The following is a 20,047-nucleotide window of genomic DNA, read 5'->3' as shown; positions in this document are numbered from 1 at the left end:
CAACCTGAAAGACGACCAGCCATGAAAAACCTGACCATCCAGACACGGGTGCTATTGCTGGCCCTGGTGCCGGTGATTGTCCTTACCGCATTCCTGACAAGCTACAACCTGAATCAGGCCAGATTTATTGGCGAGGAGGCCGTTGCCGGCTTCTCCTCCGATATGGAGGAGAGCAAGCGGCAGGAGCTGCAAAATTATCTGGCCGTCGCCAAGTCCTCTATCGCGCATCTCTACAATCAACCGGGCTCCGCGGACGATCTGGAGGTTCGCGAAAAAGCCTGGGAGATACTCCGACAGCTTCGCTTCAACGATTCGGGAAGTACTGGTTATTTCTTTGCCTATGACACCAAAGGCGTCAACGTAATGCACGGTGTTAACCAGTCGCTCGAGGGCAGGAATCTCTGGGATTTCCAGGACCCGAATGGGACCTATCTCATCCGTGAGTTGGTGAAGGCGGCGCGTGGTGGCGGCGGCTACGTTCCCTATGGCTGGAAGAACAGCGATACCGGGGAAGTAGCCCCCAAACTGGGTTACGCAGAAATGCTGCCGAAGTGGGGCATTATGATCGGGACCGGATTCTGGGTTGATGGCCTGGAAACGCAGGTCACCGAGATGGAAAACCATGTCGGCGATTCCTTGCGCGATGCGATCATCGGGTCAGTCACCACTTCACTGATTGCACTGGCGCTGATCGTCCTGCTTGCACTGGTTGTGGTTCGCAGCATCATTCGTCCCCTGAAATCTGCGGTTTCAGCGATGAACGATATTGCCAGTGGTGATGGCGATCTGACCCGGCGCCTGGACGTTTCCGGCAAAGATGAGCTTGGACAGTTGGCAACCGCTTTTAACAGTTTTGCCGACCAGGTCCATGGTCTGGTTGAGCGGGTACTGTCATCCACCCGGACACTGAACGAGGCCACGGCAGACCTTAATCAGGTCATGTCGGAAGCCGAGCAAGGTGTTGAGCGGCAGAAGTCCGAGAGTGATCAGGTTGCCACGGCCATGAATGAGATGACGGCTGCTGCCCAGGAGGTTGCCAGCAACGCCAGTGAAGCCTCCACGGCAGCCGACCATGCCAATGGGCAGGTCTGTGACGCCCAGGGTCTGGTGCACCAGGCTACCGAGGTCATTGGTGGGCTTTCAGAGCAGGTCAGTGAGGGGGTTCGCGTTATTGAACAGCTGGGCGCTGACTCCCGTCGCATTGACAGTGTGCTTGAGGTCATTCGTGAAATTGCCGATCAGACCAACCTGCTGGCACTCAACGCGGCGATCGAAGCAGCACGAGCCGGTGAGGCCGGGCGAGGTTTTGCCGTGGTTGCCGATGAGGTGCGCACGCTGGCTCGCCGGACCCAGCATAGTACCCAGGAAATCCAGGACATGATTGAACGGTTGCAGTCCGGTGCAGGCAATGCGGTCAAACTGATCGGCTCAATCAGTGAGCGCAGTGAAGCAACCGTTGAAGAAACCCGCCAAGTGAACGAGGCGCTGCAGCGCATTGGTCAGGCGGTGGCAACGATCACGGATATGAACACCCAGATTGCCAGCGCTGCGGAAGAGCAGACCAGTGTTTCTGAAACCATTAACCAGAATGTGCACGAGATTGTTGCCATTACCGAACAGACGGCCCAAGGCACTCGCCGAGCCGGTGACGCAACTCAGCGCCTGAAGAATCTGGCGTCGGAGATGTCGGATGAGGTTAGTCGCTACCGGGTCTGATTCCAGCCGGTAATCTCGGGGGAAAGGGCAGAACGCGCGTTCTGCCCTTTTTTGTATCTGTGTCCCGTCCTGGACTGTCAGAGATTGGCTTCGGCAAACTCCGCCAGGACCGAGCGGGGTACACCCTGCAGGTGGATGTGGGCGCCATGGCGGAAGCCCTTGAAGCGCTCGGTCATATAGGTGAGGCCAGAACTCAGGGCGCTCAGATAGGGTGTATCGATCTGCGCAAGGTTGCCCAGACAGATTACCTTCGAGCCATTACCTGCCCGGGTAATAATGGTCTTGATCTGGTGCGGCGTCAGGTTCTGGGACTCGTCTATGATGATCAGGCTGTGCTGGAAACTGCGGCCCCGGATGTAATTCATGGACTTGAAGTGCAGGGGTACCTTGCTGAGGATGTAGTCGACGCTGGCGGTCATGTTCTCGTCGTCTTCGTGGAGCGCTTCCAGGTTGTCGACGATGGCGCCCAGCCAGGGCTCCATTTTTTCAGCCTCGGTGCCGGGCAGGAACCCGATGTCCTCATCCAGCCCCTGGGTGGAACGGGTGGCGATAATGCGCTTGTAAAGCTTGCTGGCCACGGTCATCTCGATACAGGCGGCCAGGGCCAGGATGGTTTTACCGGAACCGGCAGAACCGGTGAGGTTGACCAGATGGATATCCGGGTCCAGAAGCAGGTTCAGCGCCATGGCCTGATAGATGTCCCGGGGTACCAGCCCCCAGACTTCCTCGTTCATCAGGTCGTGCTGATGCAGATCCTTGATAATCACCTGGGTGTCTGAAAGGTCTACCACCTTGCCGACAAAGCCCATTTCATCGATCACAAACTCATTGATGTTGAGCTTTGCCAGTTCTCCCTCGCGCTTGAGGATGTGCTCGGTGGTGCCTTCCCGCTGAACGGTCTCTACTTTCTCGATGGTGTCCCAGAAAGAGTTTGGAAATTCCCGATAGCCCTTGGGCAGAAGATCAATGTCATCAAGCAACTGGTCGTTGTGGTAGTCCTGCGCCTCCACGCCAAAGCCTCGCGCCTTCAGGCGCATATTGATGTCCTTGGACACCAGGATAATATCCCGGGACTTGTGGCGGTTCTGGAGCGCGGCCAGGGTATTGATGATCTTGTTGTCGTTCAGGTGCTCGGGCAGCGAGTGGTTGCCGCTGTCACCGGTGCTCATCAGGATCGAAAGACTGCCCAGGGGCTCGGCCTTCTTGCCACGTACAATGGGTACACCCTTTTCGATGACTTTCGGGCTGGCATCGCCCAGCAACTTGTCGATGTTGCGAATCGCCTGCCGGCAGTCAGCGGCCACGGCTTGTTTGCCGGATTTGAGGCTGTCGAGTTCTTCGAGGACCGTCATCGGGATGATGACATCATGTTCTTCAAAGTTGAGGAGGGCGTTCGGGTCGTGGATCAGGACGTTGGTGTCGAGGACGTACATCTTTCGGCGAGCTTGCGGTGCTCTGGGCATAGGTGGCGCTACCTCTCTGGTGGCTCAGTCGTTATCGGCGCAGCGTTGCGTGAGTTCCTCATCCGAGATCACTTTCAGCATATCGTAAGTCGTTATGATGCCGGTAATTTTTGAATCATTGGTGACAAAGATCCGGTGCAGGTGCTCGCGCATCATGATATTGGCAATGTCGCGCACCGGCGTCTTCTCGTCAACAGATAAAACGATCGGGGTCATGATGTCACGAACTTCTACCGGCACCTTTCCCATTTCTTCAAAGATTACCATCCGCAGACGACGGGCTTCCTCGCGTTCCTCTGGTGTCAGATGCCTGTCGGCATCGGAGCGAGTGGCGTTCCAGCGGAATTCGGTGATGTCTTTCAGAGTGGCAATACCGACAATCTCGCCATCGTCGTCGGTGACAGGGCTGCCGGTTATTTCGTTGTCGGTGAGAAAGCGTGCCAGGCGGTCCATGGTCCAGGATTGGGGAACGGCCTTTATACTGGGTGTCATGATCTCGTAGGCGAGAACGGTCATTGATCTGGGCTGCCTTATGAAGTCCTTTCCGAAAGCTTAGCGCGTGATCCCTTGCGCGTCATCCCTTCACAGGTCTGACGGGTCAGGAACCGGGCGGACTGATGCCAATGAGTTGGCCATCCTCATCGTAGACCAGTTGATAGCCGCGATACTTGTCCCGGTTGGCAACGCGTTCCAGCTCTTCCATGGAGCGCACCGGAATATCCACCAGCAGCGAGTTCACCAGCCATCCCGGAAGTGAGCCATTGGGATCCGTGTGCTGAACCCAGACCATCCTGGTTTTGTCTCCTTCCGGGGTGAAACGGTACAGGGTGTCGGACCGGTCGACCCTGACCCGGCTGCTGCTCTCTGCCCGCTGATCGGGCATAGCGTTGAGATCCATGACAATCTCACCAGAAGCCCGGTCGCCCCGCGTCCGGATGCGCAGCACATAGTCCCGGTCGGTCACCGGCCATGGCATGTCATTCACCGAATAGGCAAAGCGATCATGGAACTCGCCATCGCCGAAGGCATAGGATTCAGAACAGTTGTGCACCCACTCAACACAGGAGCCGGGATTGGCCATGACGGCCATCAGGTTTTCGATGGGTGCATCGAGAACCGCCACGGCCTTGAAGGCCTTGAAGCTGGAGTCAGGCTGCTCGATGGTATACACCCGGATATGATCGGCTTCCTTTCGCAGTGTCCATTGCTCGTCGGTTTCAGTGGGCAGTTCAGCCCGGGCACTGGCGGCAACGGCAAATACCAGCAGTGCACAGACAAGCCCGCTGATGACCGAGGCCCAACCCGTAATGCCATGGGCTATGCTCTTTCTCATAGGGTACACTTCCTTGCAGATGGTGGGCCGAGTCTAGCATGAGGCTTTTACTGGCATGGCCACAGAAACAGTGGATTGTGAACCAGGTAGCGACCCGCTGATACGATTCACCGAATTGGCCTGATCTGACGACGACTATGACCATGGAAAAGCTGATCAACGGCAAAGGACAGATGGTTCCCGGGGTGCTCGATGAACCGGTCAAAGAGATTAACTACCTGGACTATGACCTGCGTACGGTAATGGACCGCCCCCGTTCACGGCTGGCCAGGCGGTGGCGCTTCAACCAGTTCCAGTTCGTCAGCGCCATGGGTCCGGGATGGGTGTTTGGCCTGGCGGTGGTGGATCTTAAACTGCTGGGAAACGGGTTCTTCTACCTTTACGATTTCGAGACCGGCCAGATGATGGAACAATCGTTCCTTCAGCCATTGGCCAGGCAGACCCGCATTGAACCGCTGCCAGAGGAGGGCGTGGCAACATTCAGCAAAGGCGAGGTCGACGTGCGAATCGCGCCAACAGCTGATGGCCGGACGATTGCGGTGTCCGCCCCGGGTGATATCCGTATCGAGCTTACTTTGAAAGAGGATCGGGACCCACTCCGCCTGGTGTGTCCGGCCGGTTACAATGGCTGGGTGTTTACCCGCAAGTCAGCTGGCTTGCCGGTGGAAGGGGAAGTGCGTTGGGATCACCGCATCTGGCGCTGCGACGAGGAGACCCGGGGCACTATTGACTGGAGCTGCGGCTTCATGCGCCGGGAAACCGCCTGGAACTGGGCCTGCCTGGCGGGTCAGCTTCCGGATGGCCGGTCCGTGGGTCTGAACCTGGCCGCTGGAGTTAACGAAACGGGGATGACGGAAAATGCGCTCTGGCTGGATGGTGTGTGCCACAAACTGGGCGCGGCAAGGTTCCGTTTTGATCGCTATCAGCCGGGCAGGGATTGGCATGTGACCACGGAGGATGGCCGGATTGATCTGCATTTTGTTCCGGCCGGTGTCCGCAAGGAAAAACTGAACGCCTGGGTGCTGGCATCCAACTTCCGGCAGTATGTGGGCACCTTCAATGGAACGGTGACGGATGAGGCTGGCGGGAAAATCGAGGTTAAAGGCCTGCGAGGACTGATGGAAGATCACTTCGCAAGGTGGTGAGAGATTGCCTGGCCCGCCCCATTCTATCCGGGACAGGCCAGATCACACCGTTTATCGTTCTGGTAGCGTGACGTTCAGCTCCAGTACCGAGCAACTTTCGTTACGGTCCACTTCAACCTGAACCATGTCGTCACTGATCTGGACGTACTTGCGGATAACCTCAAGCAGCTCCTGCTGAAGCTGTGGCAGGTAATCCGGTTGTTCGCGCTGGCCCCGCTCGTGGGCCACGATAATCTGCAGGCGCTCTTTGGCAACGCTTGCGGATTTGTTTTTCTTGCCCTTGAAATAATCGAGGAAACTCATCCTTTAGCCCCCCTTGAACATCCGTGAGAAGAAACCCTTCTTCTGGGACGTCATGAAACGGTGTTCCCGCTCCTCACCCAGCAGGCGCGCGACGGCGTCTTCATAGGCCTGGCCAGCATCGCTGTCCTCTTCGAGGATGACGGGCAAACCCTGGTTTGACGCATTCAGTACAACCTGGCTTTCGGGAATGACACCCAGCAGCGGAATTGCGAGGATCTCTTCAACATCCGCTACAGACAGCATCTCGCCCTTTTCAACACGGGCCGGGTTGTAGCGGGTCAGAAGCAGGTGTTCCTTGACCGGATCCTGGCCCATTTCGGCGCGGCGGGACTTGCTCTGCAGAATGCCCAGAATTCGGTCGGAATCCCGGACCGAGGACACTTCGGGGTTGGTAACCACAATCGCTTCATCGGCGTAATACAGCGCCATCAGAGCACCATGCTCAATGCCGGCGGGGGAGTCGCAGACGATGTAATCGAAGGTCTCGGAAAGCTCGTTGATCACCTTCTCGACGCCTTCTTTGGTCAGCGCTTCCTTTTCCCGGGTCTGGGAGGCGGGGAGAATGTAGAGGGTATCGACCCGCTTGTCGCGGATCAGGGCCTGGTTCAGGGTTGCCTCGCCCTGGATCACGTTGACGAAGTCGTACACCACGCGACGCTCGCAATTCATGATCAGGTCCAGATTGCGCAGGCCCACGTCAAAATCGATGACCACTGTCTTGTGGCCCCGTTTGGCAAGGCCGGTGCTGATCGAGGCGCTGGTGGTGGTTTTGCCAACGCCGCCCTTTCCTGAGGTAACGACAATAATTCTAGCCAAGGTTCTGTTCCTGTTTCTCGGTGGATTCGTCGTGTCTGCCGAATTGTCCGGTCAAGTTATTGTATTCAGCTTCAATATCAGGCCTTGTCCAGTGGCGTTACCACCAGCAGGTCGTCCCTGAGCTGGATTTGCACAGCGCTTTTCCAGCCATTGTCCTGAAGATCTTCGGAGATTTTATAGTGTCCCGCGATGGACACAAGCTCCGCCTCAAGGGATTGGCAGAAAATTCGTGCGGATTCTGCCCCATGGATGCCGGCCAGCGCCCGGCCCCGGAGCGGACCGTAAACATGGATGTTGCCTGCCGCCAGCACTTCGGCGCCTGCCTGTACCGGCGCCAGAATAACCAGGTCGCCTTCCGGTGCGTGGATCTGTTGGCCTGAGCGCACAGGCTGGGAGATGATTTTGGCCGGAGGTGGGTCACCGGCAGCGTTTGTCGGGGCCGCAACAACTGCCGCTTCCGCTTCGTCCGCCTGTTCGGCTTCATGGGTGCGGTCCCGCTGGCCGTTCCCCGGCAGCAGTGCCAGTGCGGCGCCCCGGGCGAGCCGACGCTGGTCGTCGGTACCACCGCGAACACCAATGACGTGGATGTTATTGCGCCGACAGGTACCGATGATCTTGAAGAAATCCAGTTCACTGTCCAGCCCCTGGTATTTCTCCAGACTGATGATGAGCGGAATGTCCTTGAAGAACCCCGGTGCCTGGCTGATCTTGTCTCGCAGTACGTCTTCGAACTCGCCGTCGTCAAAGTAGTAGAGCTCCAGGGCTGTCATGGACACGCTGGCGCTTTTTAGCTGAAAACCCTGTTTTACCCCGGAGGTGGCGGTATCGCTCATGAAGGAGTCTCTTCCCTGGTGATGTTGTCGGTTGGGTTCGGGCGTTGCCGGAGCGGCACGCCTTCAAATCGGATGCCTGACCATCCGGTGCTGATGAACTGTCGGATGTTGCCGTGGCTCTCACCGGTCGGGTCGTCCAGAACCTGCTGATAGTGCTCGGCAAACAGTTTCAGTGTGTCGACTTCACTCAAATTGCAGTACTGGCCCAGACCAAAGATCCGGCAGGACCCGGCATTCTCGCCTTCGGCGTTTACCAGCGGGCCGTTCCGGAAACCACAGGGCTGATACTCGAAGTGCTGTTCGATCAGGGCCAGGGAGTCTTTGAAGCTGGCATGACCAGCGTCCAGGGATGCCAGGTGAATCCTCACGGCATCGTTAACGCTCATTATTTGTGTTCCTGCTTGGGGCCTGTCTGATAGAGCGCCTTCCACTCCTCGTAGGGCATGCCGTAGATTTCTTCGCGGGCCTGGGGATCAGAGATCTCGAAACCCCGCTCATCCGCTTCTGCCCGATACCATTTCGATAGACAGTTACGGCAGAAACCCGCCAGGTTCATCAGGTCAATGTTTTGCACCTCCGTGTTCTCTCGCAGGTGCTTGACCAGGCGACGGAAGGCTGCGGCTTCAATTTCAGTGCGTTCTGCTTCAGGAATCGGATTGCTCATATTGGCCTCGCAATGGTTGATGCGCCGTTTATCAGGAATCCTGACATTCTCTGCATGTTAGCTTAAGATACAAGGCTGTATAAATGTACAGAGAATCGACGCGAGCCCCCTGATTATGCCACAACGCAAGATCATCCATGTGGATTGTGACTGCTTCTATGCGGCCGTGGAGATGCGGGACGATCCCAGCCTCCGGGAGGTGCCGCTGGCAGTGGGCGGTGATGGTGGACGGGGCGTGGTAACTACCTGCAATTACAAGGCCCGAGCTTACGGTGTGCGTTCGGCGATGCCCGGCAGCGAGGCACGTCGCCTTTGCCCGGGCCTGGTGACCGTCCCGACGGATATGGGACGCTACCGGGCGGTCTCACAGCAGGTGATGGCGATCCTGCGGGAAATGACGGATCTGGTGGAACCGCTCTCTCTGGATGAAGCTTTTCTGGACGTTTCCGATGTGACCGATCACAAGGGCAGCGCTACGCTAATGGCCCGACACCTACGGGAGCGGGTACGCAGGGAAGTGGGTATTACCATTTCCGCCGGCGTGGCGCCCAATAAATTTCTCGCCAAGATCGCCAGCGACTGGGAAAAGCCGGACGGGCTCTTTGTGATCCGCCCGGAGGACGTTGAAGGTTTCGTGCAGGGATTGCCGGTGGAAAAGCTGTTCGGGGTAGGGCAGGTGACGGCCTCGAAACTCCACGCACTGGGGGTCAAGACCTGCGGGGACATGCAGGCGCTTGGGGCTGATGTGTTAATCGAGCGCTTCGGAAAGCAGGGCTACCGCCTCCACGAGATGGCCCACGGCCGGGATGATCGGGCCGTCGTGGTGTCGCGGATCGCCAAGTCGGTCAGCGTCGAGCGGACCTTTTCCCAGGATTTGCCGGACATGGCCGCCTGCGAAACCGTTATGGCCTCCCTGGTAGCCGACCTCAACCTTCGTCTGTCGCGCAAGGCGCGCAGGAAGCCGATCCATAAACTCTTTATCAAGATCCGCTACAGTGATTTTTCAACCCATACCCTGGAGCGGGTCCGGGAACAGATCAAAGAGCCCACCCTGGAAGATTATCTGCCGCTGCTGGCGGAACTGGTGACCAACCGGGAGCGACCGGTTCGGCTGTTGGGTCTCGGTGTGCGTTTCCGCAATGATGACGCTCCGGTCACCCAGTTGCGTTTGTTTGATTAGAAGTGCAGCCAGTTCATGGCCATGTAACCCATCAGCCCGCCGATCAGAGCGCCCGCGGCGACGTCGCTGGGGTAGTGCAGCCCCAGGACTACCCGTGATGCGGCGACACTGAGGGTAAATGGCAGCACCATCATTGCCAGCGCCGGTTCGGCCACGGTCAGCATAACCTGGAAGCAGGCAGCGTGAAGGGTATGGCCGGAGGGAAAGCTGTAGCGGTCCAGGGGTGGTGTGCCGCAGTCGATGGCAGGAAAGGATATGAAAGGGCGTTCCCGGATTAGCCAGCGCTTCAGAAGCTTGTAGCTGACGGTACAGGCAAGGCCGGTCAGCGCCATGAGCAGCGCTAGCCCAGGCCCCGACTCCGGATAAAGAAAAGGGATCGACAGGATCAGGGCATACCAGAACCAGCCGTCACCCAGTCGGCTTACCAGCCGGAAATAACCAAGGGCTGGCCGGAAACGAACAGCGCGGTTGATAGACTGGCAGAAAGCGACTTCCCGCTGGTCTGCCAGTTCAAAGAAGCGAGACGCTTTGCTTGTTGATGGCATGGTATCCGGCCTTTGCGGGTTGATTGAAAACCAGTTGTTCAAACTGTTCGATCTGGGAATTCCAGCTCTGTTCCAGGGCGTCCAGCCTTGCCTGGGCCCTGATACGGTTCAGCAAGGTCGGCTGATCGGCCAGTCGGAGTGCACTGTCCACGTAAGCCTCGTCCTGATCCAGCGGCACCTTCATGCCGTTTTCCTCGTGGCGGATGTGTTCGGCTGCTGCCGCGTCGTCAAAGCTGACCACACCCAGGCCGCTGGCCATGGCCTCCAGTACCACGTTGCCAAAGGTGTCGGTCTTGCTCGGAAACAGGAACAGATCGCCCGAGGCATAATGTCGGGCCAGGTCGTCTCCCCGCCGGGTGCCGCAGAACACGTAATCGGGGTGGCGCTCGGCCAGTTGACGACGAAGCGGGCCGTCGCCAACAAGGATGAACCTGGCCTGGGGATGAAGGCCGCGGATGCGTTCAAAGCAAGCGACCGCCATGCGCAGGTTTTTCTCCGGCGCGAGCCGACCCACATAAAGGATGGCGCGGTCATTGGCCTGCAATCCCCAGGATTCTCGTAGTGCGCTGTCACGCTTATGGGGCGTGAAGCGGTGACAGTCGACGCCTCGACTCCAGAGACCGGTTGCCGGGATGCCCATGGCTTTTGTCGTCTGCTGCATTTTTCGGGTGGGCACCAGGGTGATGGCGGTGCGATTGTGGAACCAGCGGCCGTAGAGACACAGTAAACGCTCAAGCATGCCAACGCCGTAGTAGCGGCTGTAGCTGTGGAAGTTGGTGTGGAAGCCGGAGCTGACCGGAATGCCCGTCTGGCGCGCAGCTGATGTGGCAGCGACACCCAGTGGTCCCTGGGTGGCAACATAGACTGCGTCCGGGCGATCGCCGGCCAGGAGTTTTTTCAGGTGGCTGGTCCGGGCGAGGCCAAAACGCAGGTCCGCATAGCCAGGCAGAGGCAATCCGGTCACCACATGCTCACGGGTGAACAGGGCCTCGCCGGCGCTGGCAAAGTTGCCTTTGCGCTCATGCTGCTGCCGTGGCCGTATAACCGTCACCCGATGCCCACGCTGCATCAGCCCCTGGCAAAGATGCCTGAGCGTATTTGCCACACCATTGATTTCCGGCGGAAAAGTCTCCGAAACAATGGTAATGTGTTGTTGGCGCCGGGTGGCCTGCATGGTCTCGGTCACGGTGTTTCCTGTGCTTCCTTTGACATGCCCCTACTATGAAAAGCTGGCATGACAGTTATGCGACACTCCCGTGACATTCCCTTTACCCGTTAACCGAACCGAATCGGAGACGATATGCAAACGAGAAAGCTTGGCAAGACGGATCTCGACGTTACCCTGATTTGCCTGGGTACCATGACATGGGGTGAACAGAACACCGAAAAGGAGGCGTTTGAGCAACTGGATTACGCGGTAAACGAGGGCATCAACTTTATTGATGCCGCAGAGATGTACCCCGTTCCGCCCCGGGCGGAAACCCAGGGGTTGACCGAGACCTATCTGGGAAACTGGCTTGCCAGTAGAGGCAAACGCAACGACCTGGTGATTGCCTCCAAAGTAGCGGGGCCGGGCAATGGCCTGAAGTACCTGCGTAATGGCCCCCGCCTTACCCGCGATCACATTCATGAAGCCTGCGACGCCAGCCTCAAACGCTTGCAGACAGATTACATCGACCTTTACCAGGTGCACTGGCCGGATCGCAGCACGAATTTTTTCGGCAAGCTTGGCTATGAACACAACCCCGAGGAGTCCTTCACGCCCATCGAGGAAACCCTTGAGGCACTGGATGAACTGGTGCGCTCTGGCAAGGTGCGGCACATCGGGCTGTCCAATGAGACACCCTGGGGCACTATGGAGTACCTCCGCCTGGCTGGCCAGAAGGGCTGGCCGAGGGTGGCCAGTATCCAGAATCCTTATAATCTCCTGAATCGTTCATTCGAGGTGGGGATGGCGGAAATCGCCCACCGGGAGCAGACCGGCTTGCTGGCTTACTCGCCCCTGGCCTTTGGCATGTTGTCTGGCAAATACCTCGGCGGGAAGTGGCCGGAAAAAGCCCGCATGACCCTCTACGAACGTTTCAGCCGCTATACGAGTGGTCGTGGTATGGATGCCACCCGGGCTTACGTCGAGCTGGCCCGTGAAAACGGCTTGTCCCCTGTTCAGATGGCGCTGGCGTACGTTAACAGCCGCAGTTTCGTAACCAGCAATATCATCGGTGCCACGACCATGGAGCAGTTTCGGGAGAACATCGGGTCGGCGCAGATCTCTCTTGGCCCATCAGTACTCGAAGCCATTGAGTCTATCCATCAGGAGTTCACTTATCCCTGTCCCTGAGTTCGCTGGTTTTCGGCTTTTACCTCCGGTCATCAGGCGCTGGCCGGAGGCGCTGTTACACTCTGAAATATCGGGGATCATAAATTGACAAAAACATGCTGATCTCGTGACAAAAAGTCGGCGTCTTTGTGTGCAGATTCACATCTTTCCGGCCTGTAATCATTAGACTTAAGCCTAAGGTATCCGTAGACTCCCCTGTCGGAAAAAAGGTCTCAGGCAGTGTCATGATTATTCGCATCTTTGTCGCATTACTCGCTCTCAATCTCGTTGCTTTCGTCGTTCGCGCCGAAGCGTCCGAGCGCGTATTCGAGCAGGTCGAGAGCACGACAACCAGCGAGCAGATCTTCGAAGTGCAGGAACGGGTATCCGGCGATTTCGAAGAGGACAGTTCTGACGCCTTTACTGAAATCGGTTCCCGCTTGCTGAGCCTGACGCTTACCCGTTCCAAGCACTCCGGCAAACACTACGCATCTGATCCGGCACAGGCTGACCATGGCATTGCACTTCTGAATGAGGGCGCCTGCCTGAATCTGAAGTGGAACTTCTGAAACTCAAACCCCTGTTCTTCAGCCCCTGACTCCCCCAAATCGGACAAACCGCAGAATCATGATCTGGCGCATTGTCTGTGTCCGATCGACGTGTGATCATCGCCGTTAGCATGCTGATTAGCCGATAAGGAGCTTGGTAATGGCGGGTGATAGAGGGCAGTTATCGAATGATGTGAATGCCTGCGTTGATGAGGTGATTCGCCGGGTTGGCAAGGAAATCACACTGGGGTTGCCGCTCGGGCTCGGGAAGCCGGTCCGCTTCGTGAACGCGCTGTACCAACGGGCCAAGGACGATCCGGAAATTCGTCTGCGTATTGTGACGGCGCTGTCGCTGTTGGCGCCAAAGGGTGGTTCCTCACTGGAGAAGCGCTTCATGGGGCCATTTGTAGAGCGCCTCTATGGTCGAATCCCGGAACTGGCCTATGCCCGTGATGTCTCCGCCAATCGCCTTCCCCAAAATGTCCAGGTCTCGGAATTCTTCTTCAAGGCCGGTAGTTACCTGAACAATCGTTCCCAGCAACGGCATTATGTTTGTACCAACTACACCCACGCAGTTCGCGATCTGATGGCTGTTGGGGTCAACGTGGTCGCCCAGATGGTGGCGCCAGGCGAAGCGCACGGACAGCCCGGGCTAGTCAGCCTGAGTTGCAACCCCGACCTGACCCTGGACCTGATTCCGCTGCTGCGGGAGCGGGAAGCAGCCGGCTCGCCGGTTGCTCTGGTGGCCGAGATGAACAAAAACCTTCCCTGGTTAGGACACCATGCGGCCATCGAGGCAGACCGTTTCGATGTGCTGCTGGATCAACCCTCCAGCGATTACCCGCTGTTCTCGGCCCCCCAGATGTCGGTCAGCCCGGAAGACCACATGATCGGGTTTTATGCCAGTACCCTGTTAAAGGATGGAGGCACCCTTCAGGTTGGTATCGGCTCACTGGGCGCTGCTCTGGTCCACAGCGCGATCCTCCGGCACAGTCACAACGATGCCTGGCGGAAAGTGTTTGATCATCTGAACGTTGACCAGAAGTTTCCGGTGGTCAGGGAAGATGGTGGCACAGGGCCCTTCGAAAAGGGGCTATATGGTTGCAGCGAAATGATGGTGGATGGTTTTCTGTACCTGATGCAGGAAGGCATACTCAGCCGTGAAGTGTACGATCATGCTGGTCTTCAGGCGTTGCTCAATCGTGGTGACATCAGCGAGAAGGTTTCGCTTGCGACGCTGGATGTCCTCCGGCGGGAGAAGCTGATCGATAGCCCACTTCGGGCAAAGGATGTCCATTGGCTGGCCCGACATGGAATTTTCCGGGATTCCGTCGAATTCAAGGGCGGCCGGCTACGGGTTGGAGACCAGTCGGTGGAGGGTGACCTGGATAACCCGGAAGCCCGAGAGGCCATCGAAACGCTGATTCTTGGTGAGCGGCTGACGGGTGGTATCGCCATGCACGGCGGTTTTTACGTTGGTCCCGAGCAGTTTTACCAGTACCTCCGCGAGATGAACGACGAGCAGCGTGCAAAAATTTGCATGACCAGCGTGAATTTCATCAACCACCTGTACGATCACCCGTTTGGTGACCAGAAGCTGAAAGGCGCGCAGCGCGTTCATGGCCGCTTTATCAATTCGGCCATGATGTACACCCTCAACGGCGCCGGAGTATCGGATGGCCTTGAGGATGGCCGTGTGGTCAGCGGTGTTGGCGGTCAGTACAACTTCGTTGCCATGGCCCACGAGTTGCCGGGCGCCCGTTCGATCCTGTCGCTGCGTAGCACTCGCTCATCCCACGGCAAGGTGCTTTCCAATATTGTCTTCAATTATGGTCATTGCACCATTCCCCGGCACCTGCGGGATATTGTGATCACCGAGTACGGAATTGCTGACCTGAGGGGGCAGTCCGACGAGCAGGTTTTCCTTCGGCTGATCCGCATTGCCGACTCCCGGTTCCAGCAGGAACTCCTGAAAAAAGCCCAGAAGGCAGGGAAGGTGGATCCCGGGTTCAAGCTGCCTGCCGACTGGTGTAACAACACGCCGCAAGCAATTCGGCGCGCTGTTGCGGCTGCGGGGGATGCCAGCCTGTTCCCGCCGTTCCCGTTTGGCAGGGACTTTACCGACGAAGAGCTGACGTTGGGGAAAGCCCTTAAGGGGCTCAAGGCCGCAACGGCCACTCGTCGTGGTAAAATATCAACACTGTTACAGGCCCTCCGGGCCCGGGATGACGAAGGCCGTTATGGAGCCCTGCTTGAACGCATGGGGCTGAGCGACCCTTCAGGATTGCGGGACAAGCTGGATCAGCGACTGGTTATTCATGGCCTGCAGCAGCTCGAAACACCACCGGATACAGGAAACTCGAAAACCTGATGACAGCTTCACAAGCAAGACCCGACGTTTTTACCGTTCACTACGTACTGAAAAACAAGATCGGCGAGCTGGTTGATACTTCCGAGGGCAGTGAGCCTCTGCACTTTGTCTACGGCAGCCCTGAGATTATTGAGGGAATCCAGCAGGCGGTGAAAGACCGCAATGTTGGGGATTGCCTGGAAGTAACGGTGCCACCCGCCATGGCGTATGGCGAACACAAGCCGGAACTGGTGCGCAAGGTGCCGCGCTCATTGTTCGAGGGCATTGAGAACCTGCAGATTGGTATGAAGTTCCAGACCAATACCGGCGATGAAGCGCAGATCGTGCAGGTTGTCGGGATCGACGGCAACCTGGTAAAGGTGGATGCCAATCACCCACTGGCGGGATTCACCCTGTACTTCGATCTGGAGATCGTCGGCCGCCGTGAAGCGACGGAAGATGAGGTAGCCCAGGGACGTCCTCTGTTCTGAGCAGATTTGTTTCCTGCTGGTCGAACTTGCCACTGTAAACCCTCGTTAGGCCGTCGAGCACTGTTTGTCGCAGGCTGGCGGCCAGCTCCGCGGTCGGCACTTCCTCTGGCGATTGCACCGGTTCGTGGAAAACAACGTCGACCCGTGCAGAGGGCTGTCTGAGCATTCGCAGCAGGTGGCTGTGGAACTCATCCTCTCCGATAAAGGGAGCCAGATGGTCAGGTCGGTCGTCTCTGCGATAGGCAATGGTCACTGGCTGGATTGGTGTTTTGCTTTCCGGGGCGGCCCTGAGCAAGAGGCCATGGAAAGGCAATACGGTCAGGCCTGCGCTGGTGGTTCCTTCCGGGTATACCAGGACATTCTCTCCGGCCTGCAAATTCTCGATGATCTGTCCCCGAACGCGTCGAGCCTGGCCACCCCCGCGATGAATGAAGAGCGTGCCGGCCTGTCGAGCCAGCCAGCCAATGAGCGGCCACTGGCCGACCTCCGCTTTCGACAGGAAGCGAATCGGCGCGAGGCTCCCCAGAATCGGAATATCCGACCAGCTGATGTGGTTGCTGACGAAGAGTACGGTATCGTTCGATGGCGAACCGTGTTGATGAATGTTCAGTCCCAGACATCGGCAGGCCCATCGGAAGCAGAATCTTGCCCAGGGGGTACGATCAATGGTTTTGCGGGTAACCATTTCAGTGATCCGCAAACCGGCGGCCAATAGGGTGGTGGCCGCGAGAAAGGCCACAAAGGCCGTCACGCGAACGCAGAGTCTCAGCCAGTTCATTGATCAACCCCCAGGATTCAGGACGCCGCGCGCATGAAGTGCCGGCTGTAACGGCCGGCCAGTTTGCTGACTTCCAGCAAGACCAGCAAATCGGCACAACGAAAATCCGGATCCCAGCAGGGTTCACCGCAGACCCGGGCGCCGAGGCGCATGTAGGCTCGGATCAGGGCGGGGACGTCCACCGGGCGATCGTTGTCCCGGGTGTGGGTCAGGTGCGGCATTGCCCGGAGCGGTTTGACCAGAAAGGCCGGGTCGGCCAGGTATTCGTTCTGGAGATGGCGGGCGATGCGCCAGGCCTTCAGCCCTCCGTCGGACATACCGATACTCGCGCAGCCGATCATGTAGTCAACACCGCGTTCAACCAGATATTCGGCGACTGCCGACCAGAGCAGGCTGATGGTTGCACCGTTGCGGTAGTCCGGGTGAACGCAGGTGCGACCCAGTTCGGCGATGGTTCCAGGGAGTTTGTACAGGGCGCTCAGGTCGAACTCGCCGGCGGAGTAAAACCCGCCAACGGCTTGCGCGTCTGCCTGATGCAGGATTCGGGTGGTTGCGACCAGATCGCCGGAATCCAGGTCGGTTACGATCAGGTGATCACAGACGGTGTCGAACTCGTCGGCGTCGATTCCTGGCGTCTGTGCGCCCAGATCGCTGCCATACTCTTCCGAGAAGACCCGGTAACGCAGCCGCTGGGCGGCCTCAACCTGTTTCGGGCATCGGGTCATGTCGGTTTTCAGGCGACGGGCGCTGCGGCGGGCTTTCGCGGTTTGTGTGGTCATGGCTTCGTCTCTTTTGTTTCCATTTCCCGACAAGCCTATGAAGCCGGTATGACACATCGGTGACCACGACGTGACGTGTCTGTGACACCAGGGGGTGAATGGGCGTTTGCGAGAGCTGTGTCACAGGGTGTAACGAAGCACCGGTTCCATGTATATTTCTGAATAGCATGTATAATTGCTGTTACAGCAGGTTGCCTGTATTGTCAGGTACACAGAATGACCTGAAACCGGAATAACAAAACCAGAGATGGATGGCGTGGAACAGACAAACGAAAGTTGGCGAATTCTGATTGTCGAAGACGACGAGCGGTTGGCGGAATTAACCCGCGAATACCTTGAAAGCAACGGGTTGACTGTCTCCCTGGAAACTCACGGCGGCCCCGCAGTAGAGCGGATCCGTAACGAACAGCCTGATCTGGTGGTGCTGGATCTGATGTTGCCGGGTGAAGACGGGCTGTCTATTTGCCGTAGGGTGCGCCCCTTCTATTCCGGCCCAATCATTATGCTGACTGCCCGCACTGATGATCTGGATCAGGTGCTTGGTCTGGAAATGGGGGCGGATGATTACATCGGCAAACCAGTCAAGCCCCGGGTTCTGCTGGCACGCATACGTGCCATGCTGCGTCGGGTTACCGAGACCGGGCAGGGTGCGGGTGACGAGGCAGGCGGCGAAGAGCCGGTGCGTCTCCAGTTCAACGATCTGGTCGTAGACCGCTCCATGCGCGAAGCCTGGCTGAATGATGAAAGCATCGATCTGACCAGTGCCGAATTTGATCTGCTCTGGTTACTGGCGAGCAACGCCGGTCGCGTACTCAGCCGGGAAGAGATCTTCACCGCGTTGCGCGGCATTGAGTACGATGGTCAGGACCGTTCCATTGATGTTCGCGTGTCCCGGATTCGTCCCAAAATCGGCGATGACCCCATCCATCCGCGGCGCATCAAGACCGTTCGCAGCAAAGGCTATCTGTTCGTAAAGGAAGCCTGACGATTCAGTCTCTGGAGCCGGTGTGCCCCTCGCCCGCACGCCGGTGTTCCGTGCCAGGGTTGGTATCATGCCCCTGAAGTTCTTTCTCAAGCTCTACGCCCGCCTTGCCGGCCTGACTGCGTTGGTGGTCCTGTTATGTGTCCTGCTGTTCACCGGTATCAATACGGTACGCTCGCAGTTCTGGCACGAACGATTTCCTGAGCCCCTGATGCGCTGGTTGGCGACTGCTCCGGCACCCGTTCAACAGTATCATTGGCTTACATCGACGGTAGATCTTCGCGTCGGCGCCCCTTCCCGGTTCAACCTGTCCCCGGTGGCCCTGGAGCGGCTTGGTTACGGCCAGGTGGTTGGTATCGAGAGTGACGTGGGATACCGGGTACTGGTTACCGGGCTTGCCGGGGAGGTTTTGCAACTTCGTCTGAGCGAGCCATACAGGGACGTATCAGAGACCATAGGACTGATCTTCCGATGGCATCTCGATTCAGCCTCGGTGGACGATCGTCTGAATGTTGCCGCTCAGATGGCCCGGTCTCTCAACGTGGAAGTCTACCCTCTGGACGATGCCGACCTGTTACCGGACCCGGACGTTCTGGATCAGGTTGCCGAACGTGGTCTTGCCTTCTATACCGACGATTCGGACGGTTGTGGCCGGGTGATTGTTCAGCTTGCCGATGGCGAGCTGTACCGGATCGATATGCCCCCTGCGTTCAATGCCTGGGCATGGCCGGTTGTCCTGCTGCTGGTGCTGGTGCTGGGTGGGGTGCTGGCTGTCGCCCTGTTCCTCGCACTCCGGGAGGTTGATAGCAATCTCAGAACTGTCGAGTCTGTGGCGGTGCGAATCGCCCGTGGCGAAATGGGTGCCCGGGTCCAGACCGGCGAAGGGACGCTGGTGACGCGTCTGGCCTCGTCATTCGACGGGATGGCCGAGCACATACAGCGCCTGGTACAGGTGCAGCGGGAAATGATCCATGCCGTATCTCACGAATTACGTACCCCGGTGGCCAGGATTCGCTTTGGCGTCCAGATGATTGAAGACTGCCAGGACCAGGCTGCGCTTCAGAAGCAGCTGGATGGCATTGATGGCGATATCCAGGAGCTGGACGAGCTGATCGACGAGATCCTGACCTACGCCCGACTGGAGCAGGGTGGTCCGGTATTTTCGCTTCAGGAAAATTCGGTCACCGATATTGTCCGTCAGGTGGTTTCTGAACAGCAGATGGTTCGGCCCGAGTTGGATATTGAGGGGAACATCGATGAGATCTCCGAGCGTTGGGCGTTGTCGGATATCGAGCCTCGGTACCTGCATCGGGCGATCCAGAATCTGGTGGGCAATGCCGGCCGCTATGCTGCGGGCAAGGTATTGGTAAGTTGCCACTTTGATGAGGACAACTGCCGCATCGACGTTGAGGACGATGGGCCCGGCATTCCCGAGGAAGACTGGGAGAAAGTCTTCACCGCGTTTGCCCGTCTGGATGACAGTCGCACCCGTACTTCCGGAGGTTACGGCCTTGGTTTGTCTATTGTACGCCGCATCCTCTACTGGCATGGGGGCCACGCTTTTGTCAGTAGAAGCGACACGCTTGGGGGCGCAAAATTCAGCCTGGTCTGGCCAAGAAAAAAACCTGTGGACTCAATTGTGTGATGCAGGGCTCATTGCCTCACCTGATGTAACAATGCGACTACACAAGCACTACGGAAGTTTTCCGCTGCCTGATGAATAATCGAAAGCGTAAGGGATGACTTTTGAGGTTGTAGTTCTTACGAACTTTCCTTGTTTCATTCGTCATTTGAGGGCCGGTTT

General features: G+C 57.8%; 21 protein-coding genes. 9 read left to right on the top strand and 12 right to left on the bottom strand.

What is annotated here, in order from left to right; all coding sequences use genetic code 11:
* Positions 1-21: 21 nt before the first annotated feature.
* Positions 22-1,716, top strand: coding sequence for a methyl-accepting chemotaxis protein (locus tag ABNF92_RS05940; RefSeq protein ID WP_349343718.1), 1,695 nt, complete (start codon positions 22-24; stop codon positions 1,714-1,716).
* Between the two features lie 77 nt (positions 1,717-1,793).
* Here ABNF92_RS05940 and ABNF92_RS05935 read toward each other — a convergent pair whose 3' ends face one another.
* The 3 genes from ABNF92_RS05935 to ABNF92_RS05925 all read right to left on the bottom strand — a co-directional run bounded on the left by ABNF92_RS05935 (position 1,794) and on the right by ABNF92_RS05925 (position 4,512).
* A complete protein-coding gene (locus ABNF92_RS05935; RefSeq protein WP_069184072.1) occupies positions 1,794-3,149 on the bottom strand; it encodes a PhoH family protein in 1,356 nt (451 codons plus the stop codon).
* A gap of 54 nt (positions 3,150-3,203) precedes the next feature.
* A complete protein-coding gene (locus ABNF92_RS05930; protein ID WP_008176308.1) occupies positions 3,204-3,695 on the bottom strand; it encodes a CBS domain-containing protein in 492 nt (163 codons plus the stop codon).
* Between the two features lie 82 nt (positions 3,696-3,777).
* A complete protein-coding gene (locus tag ABNF92_RS05925; protein ID WP_069184074.1) occupies positions 3,778-4,512 on the bottom strand; it encodes an START domain-containing protein in 735 nt (244 codons plus the stop codon).
* A 137-nt stretch (positions 4,513-4,649) separates the two neighbouring features.
* Here ABNF92_RS05925 and ABNF92_RS05920 point away from each other — a divergent pair, with 137 nt between their 5' ends.
* The gene (locus ABNF92_RS05920; protein ID WP_349343717.1) at positions 4,650-5,657 is read left to right on the top strand and encodes a DUF2804 domain-containing protein; all 1,008 of its coding nucleotides are present in this window, start codon (positions 4,650-4,652) and stop codon (positions 5,655-5,657) included.
* A 51-nt stretch (positions 5,658-5,708) separates the two neighbouring features.
* Here ABNF92_RS05920 and minE read toward each other — a convergent pair whose 3' ends face one another.
* The 5 genes from minE to ABNF92_RS05895 form a co-directional block, all read right to left on the bottom strand.
* Positions 5,709-5,960 (bottom strand): cell division topological specificity factor MinE, encoded by a 252-nt coding sequence (gene minE, locus ABNF92_RS05915; RefSeq protein WP_064227083.1) that lies wholly within the window; start codon positions 5,958-5,960, stop codon positions 5,709-5,711.
* Positions 5,961-5,963: 3 nt separating this feature from the next.
* Complete coding sequence (gene minD, locus ABNF92_RS05910; RefSeq protein ID WP_069184076.1) at positions 5,964-6,776, bottom strand: septum site-determining protein MinD; 813 nt, start codon at positions 6,774-6,776, stop codon at positions 5,964-5,966.
* A gap of 77 nt (positions 6,777-6,853) precedes the next feature.
* The gene (gene minC, locus ABNF92_RS05905; protein ID WP_349343716.1) at positions 6,854-7,609 is read right to left on the bottom strand and encodes a septum site-determining protein MinC; all 756 of its coding nucleotides are present in this window, start codon (positions 7,607-7,609) and stop codon (positions 6,854-6,856) included.
* The gene (locus ABNF92_RS05900; RefSeq protein WP_153634546.1) at positions 7,606-7,995 is read right to left on the bottom strand and encodes a HopJ type III effector protein; all 390 of its coding nucleotides are present in this window, start codon (positions 7,993-7,995) and stop codon (positions 7,606-7,608) included. The genes minC and ABNF92_RS05900 overlap by 4 nt, the downstream gene beginning before the upstream one ends.
* On the bottom strand, positions 7,995-8,273 hold the full coding sequence (locus ABNF92_RS05895; protein WP_069184079.1) for a DUF1244 domain-containing protein: 279 nt from the start codon (positions 8,271-8,273) through the stop codon (positions 7,995-7,997). Before ABNF92_RS05895 ends, ABNF92_RS05900 begins: the two co-directional genes overlap by 1 nt.
* Positions 8,274-8,388: 115 nt before the next feature.
* Between ABNF92_RS05895 and dinB the strand changes: the two genes are divergently transcribed.
* Positions 8,389-9,453 carry a DNA polymerase IV gene (dinB, locus tag ABNF92_RS05890; RefSeq protein ID WP_209398756.1) on the top strand — a complete coding sequence of 355 codons (1,065 nt, stop codon included), beginning with the start codon at positions 8,389-8,391 and terminating at the stop codon, positions 9,451-9,453.
* On the opposite strand, the gene ABNF92_RS05885 is transcribed toward dinB, so the two are convergent.
* Together ABNF92_RS05885 and ABNF92_RS05880 are read right to left on the bottom strand one after the other, a co-directional pair.
* Positions 9,450-9,998, bottom strand: a complete 549-nt coding sequence (locus tag ABNF92_RS05885) for a phosphatase PAP2 family protein (protein WP_209398755.1) — start codon at positions 9,996-9,998, stop codon at positions 9,450-9,452. The genes dinB and ABNF92_RS05885 overlap by 4 nt on opposite strands.
* Positions 9,964-11,172 (bottom strand): glycosyltransferase family 1 protein, encoded by a 1,209-nt coding sequence (locus ABNF92_RS05880; RefSeq protein WP_349344065.1) that lies wholly within the window; start codon positions 11,170-11,172, stop codon positions 9,964-9,966. The genes ABNF92_RS05885 and ABNF92_RS05880 overlap by 35 nt, the downstream gene beginning before the upstream one ends.
* Before the next feature lie 126 nt (positions 11,173-11,298).
* Here ABNF92_RS05880 and ABNF92_RS05875 point away from each other — a divergent pair, with 126 nt between their 5' ends.
* The 4 genes from ABNF92_RS05875 (at position 11,299) to ABNF92_RS05860 (ending at position 15,704) form a co-directional block, all read left to right on the top strand.
* Positions 11,299-12,336 (top strand): NADP(H)-dependent aldo-keto reductase, encoded by a 1,038-nt coding sequence (locus tag ABNF92_RS05875; RefSeq protein WP_349343715.1) that lies wholly within the window; start codon positions 11,299-11,301, stop codon positions 12,334-12,336.
* A 224-nt stretch (positions 12,337-12,560) separates the two neighbouring features.
* Entirely contained in the window at positions 12,561-12,884 is a 324-nt protein-coding gene (locus ABNF92_RS05870; RefSeq protein ID WP_069184083.1) for a hypothetical protein, read from the top strand.
* 139 nt (positions 12,885-13,023) lie between these two features.
* Positions 13,024-15,234 (top strand): acetyl-CoA hydrolase/transferase C-terminal domain-containing protein, encoded by a 2,211-nt coding sequence (locus ABNF92_RS05865; protein ID WP_349343714.1) that lies wholly within the window; start codon positions 13,024-13,026, stop codon positions 15,232-15,234.
* Positions 15,234-15,704 (top strand): peptidylprolyl isomerase, encoded by a 471-nt coding sequence (locus tag ABNF92_RS05860; RefSeq protein ID WP_008176279.1) that lies wholly within the window; start codon positions 15,234-15,236, stop codon positions 15,702-15,704. Before ABNF92_RS05865 ends, ABNF92_RS05860 begins: the two co-directional genes overlap by 1 nt.
* Here the strand turns inward: ABNF92_RS05860 and ABNF92_RS05855 are convergent.
* Together ABNF92_RS05855 and ABNF92_RS05850 are read right to left on the bottom strand one after the other, a co-directional pair.
* On the bottom strand, positions 15,622-16,482 hold the full coding sequence (locus tag ABNF92_RS05855) for a lysophospholipid acyltransferase family protein (RefSeq protein WP_349343713.1): 861 nt from the start codon (positions 16,480-16,482) through the stop codon (positions 15,622-15,624). The two genes, ABNF92_RS05860 and ABNF92_RS05855, sit on opposite strands and share 83 nt — an antisense overlap.
* Positions 16,483-16,499: 17 nt before the next feature.
* Positions 16,500-17,261: a GNAT family N-acyltransferase gene (locus ABNF92_RS05850; protein ID WP_069184087.1), complete on the bottom strand. Its 762-nt coding sequence runs from the start codon at positions 17,259-17,261 to the stop codon at positions 16,500-16,502.
* Positions 17,262-17,508: 247 nt separating this feature from the next.
* Between ABNF92_RS05850 and ABNF92_RS05845 the strand changes: the two genes are divergently transcribed.
* Both ABNF92_RS05845 and ABNF92_RS05840 read left to right on the top strand, forming a co-directional pair.
* Positions 17,509-18,246 (top strand): response regulator, encoded by a 738-nt coding sequence (locus ABNF92_RS05845; protein ID WP_069184088.1) that lies wholly within the window; start codon positions 17,509-17,511, stop codon positions 18,244-18,246.
* A gap of 22 nt (positions 18,247-18,268) precedes the next feature.
* The gene (locus ABNF92_RS05840; RefSeq protein WP_349343712.1) at positions 18,269-19,888 is read left to right on the top strand and encodes an ATP-binding protein; all 1,620 of its coding nucleotides are present in this window, start codon (positions 18,269-18,271) and stop codon (positions 19,886-19,888) included.
* Positions 19,889-20,047 lie beyond the last annotated feature (159 nt).

It is taken from the genome of Marinobacter sp. MMG032, assembly GCF_040112695.1.
Lineage (GTDB): Bacteria > Pseudomonadota > Gammaproteobacteria > Pseudomonadales > Oleiphilaceae > Marinobacter > Marinobacter salsuginis.
This window is presented reverse-complemented; position numbering and strand designations above follow the sequence as displayed.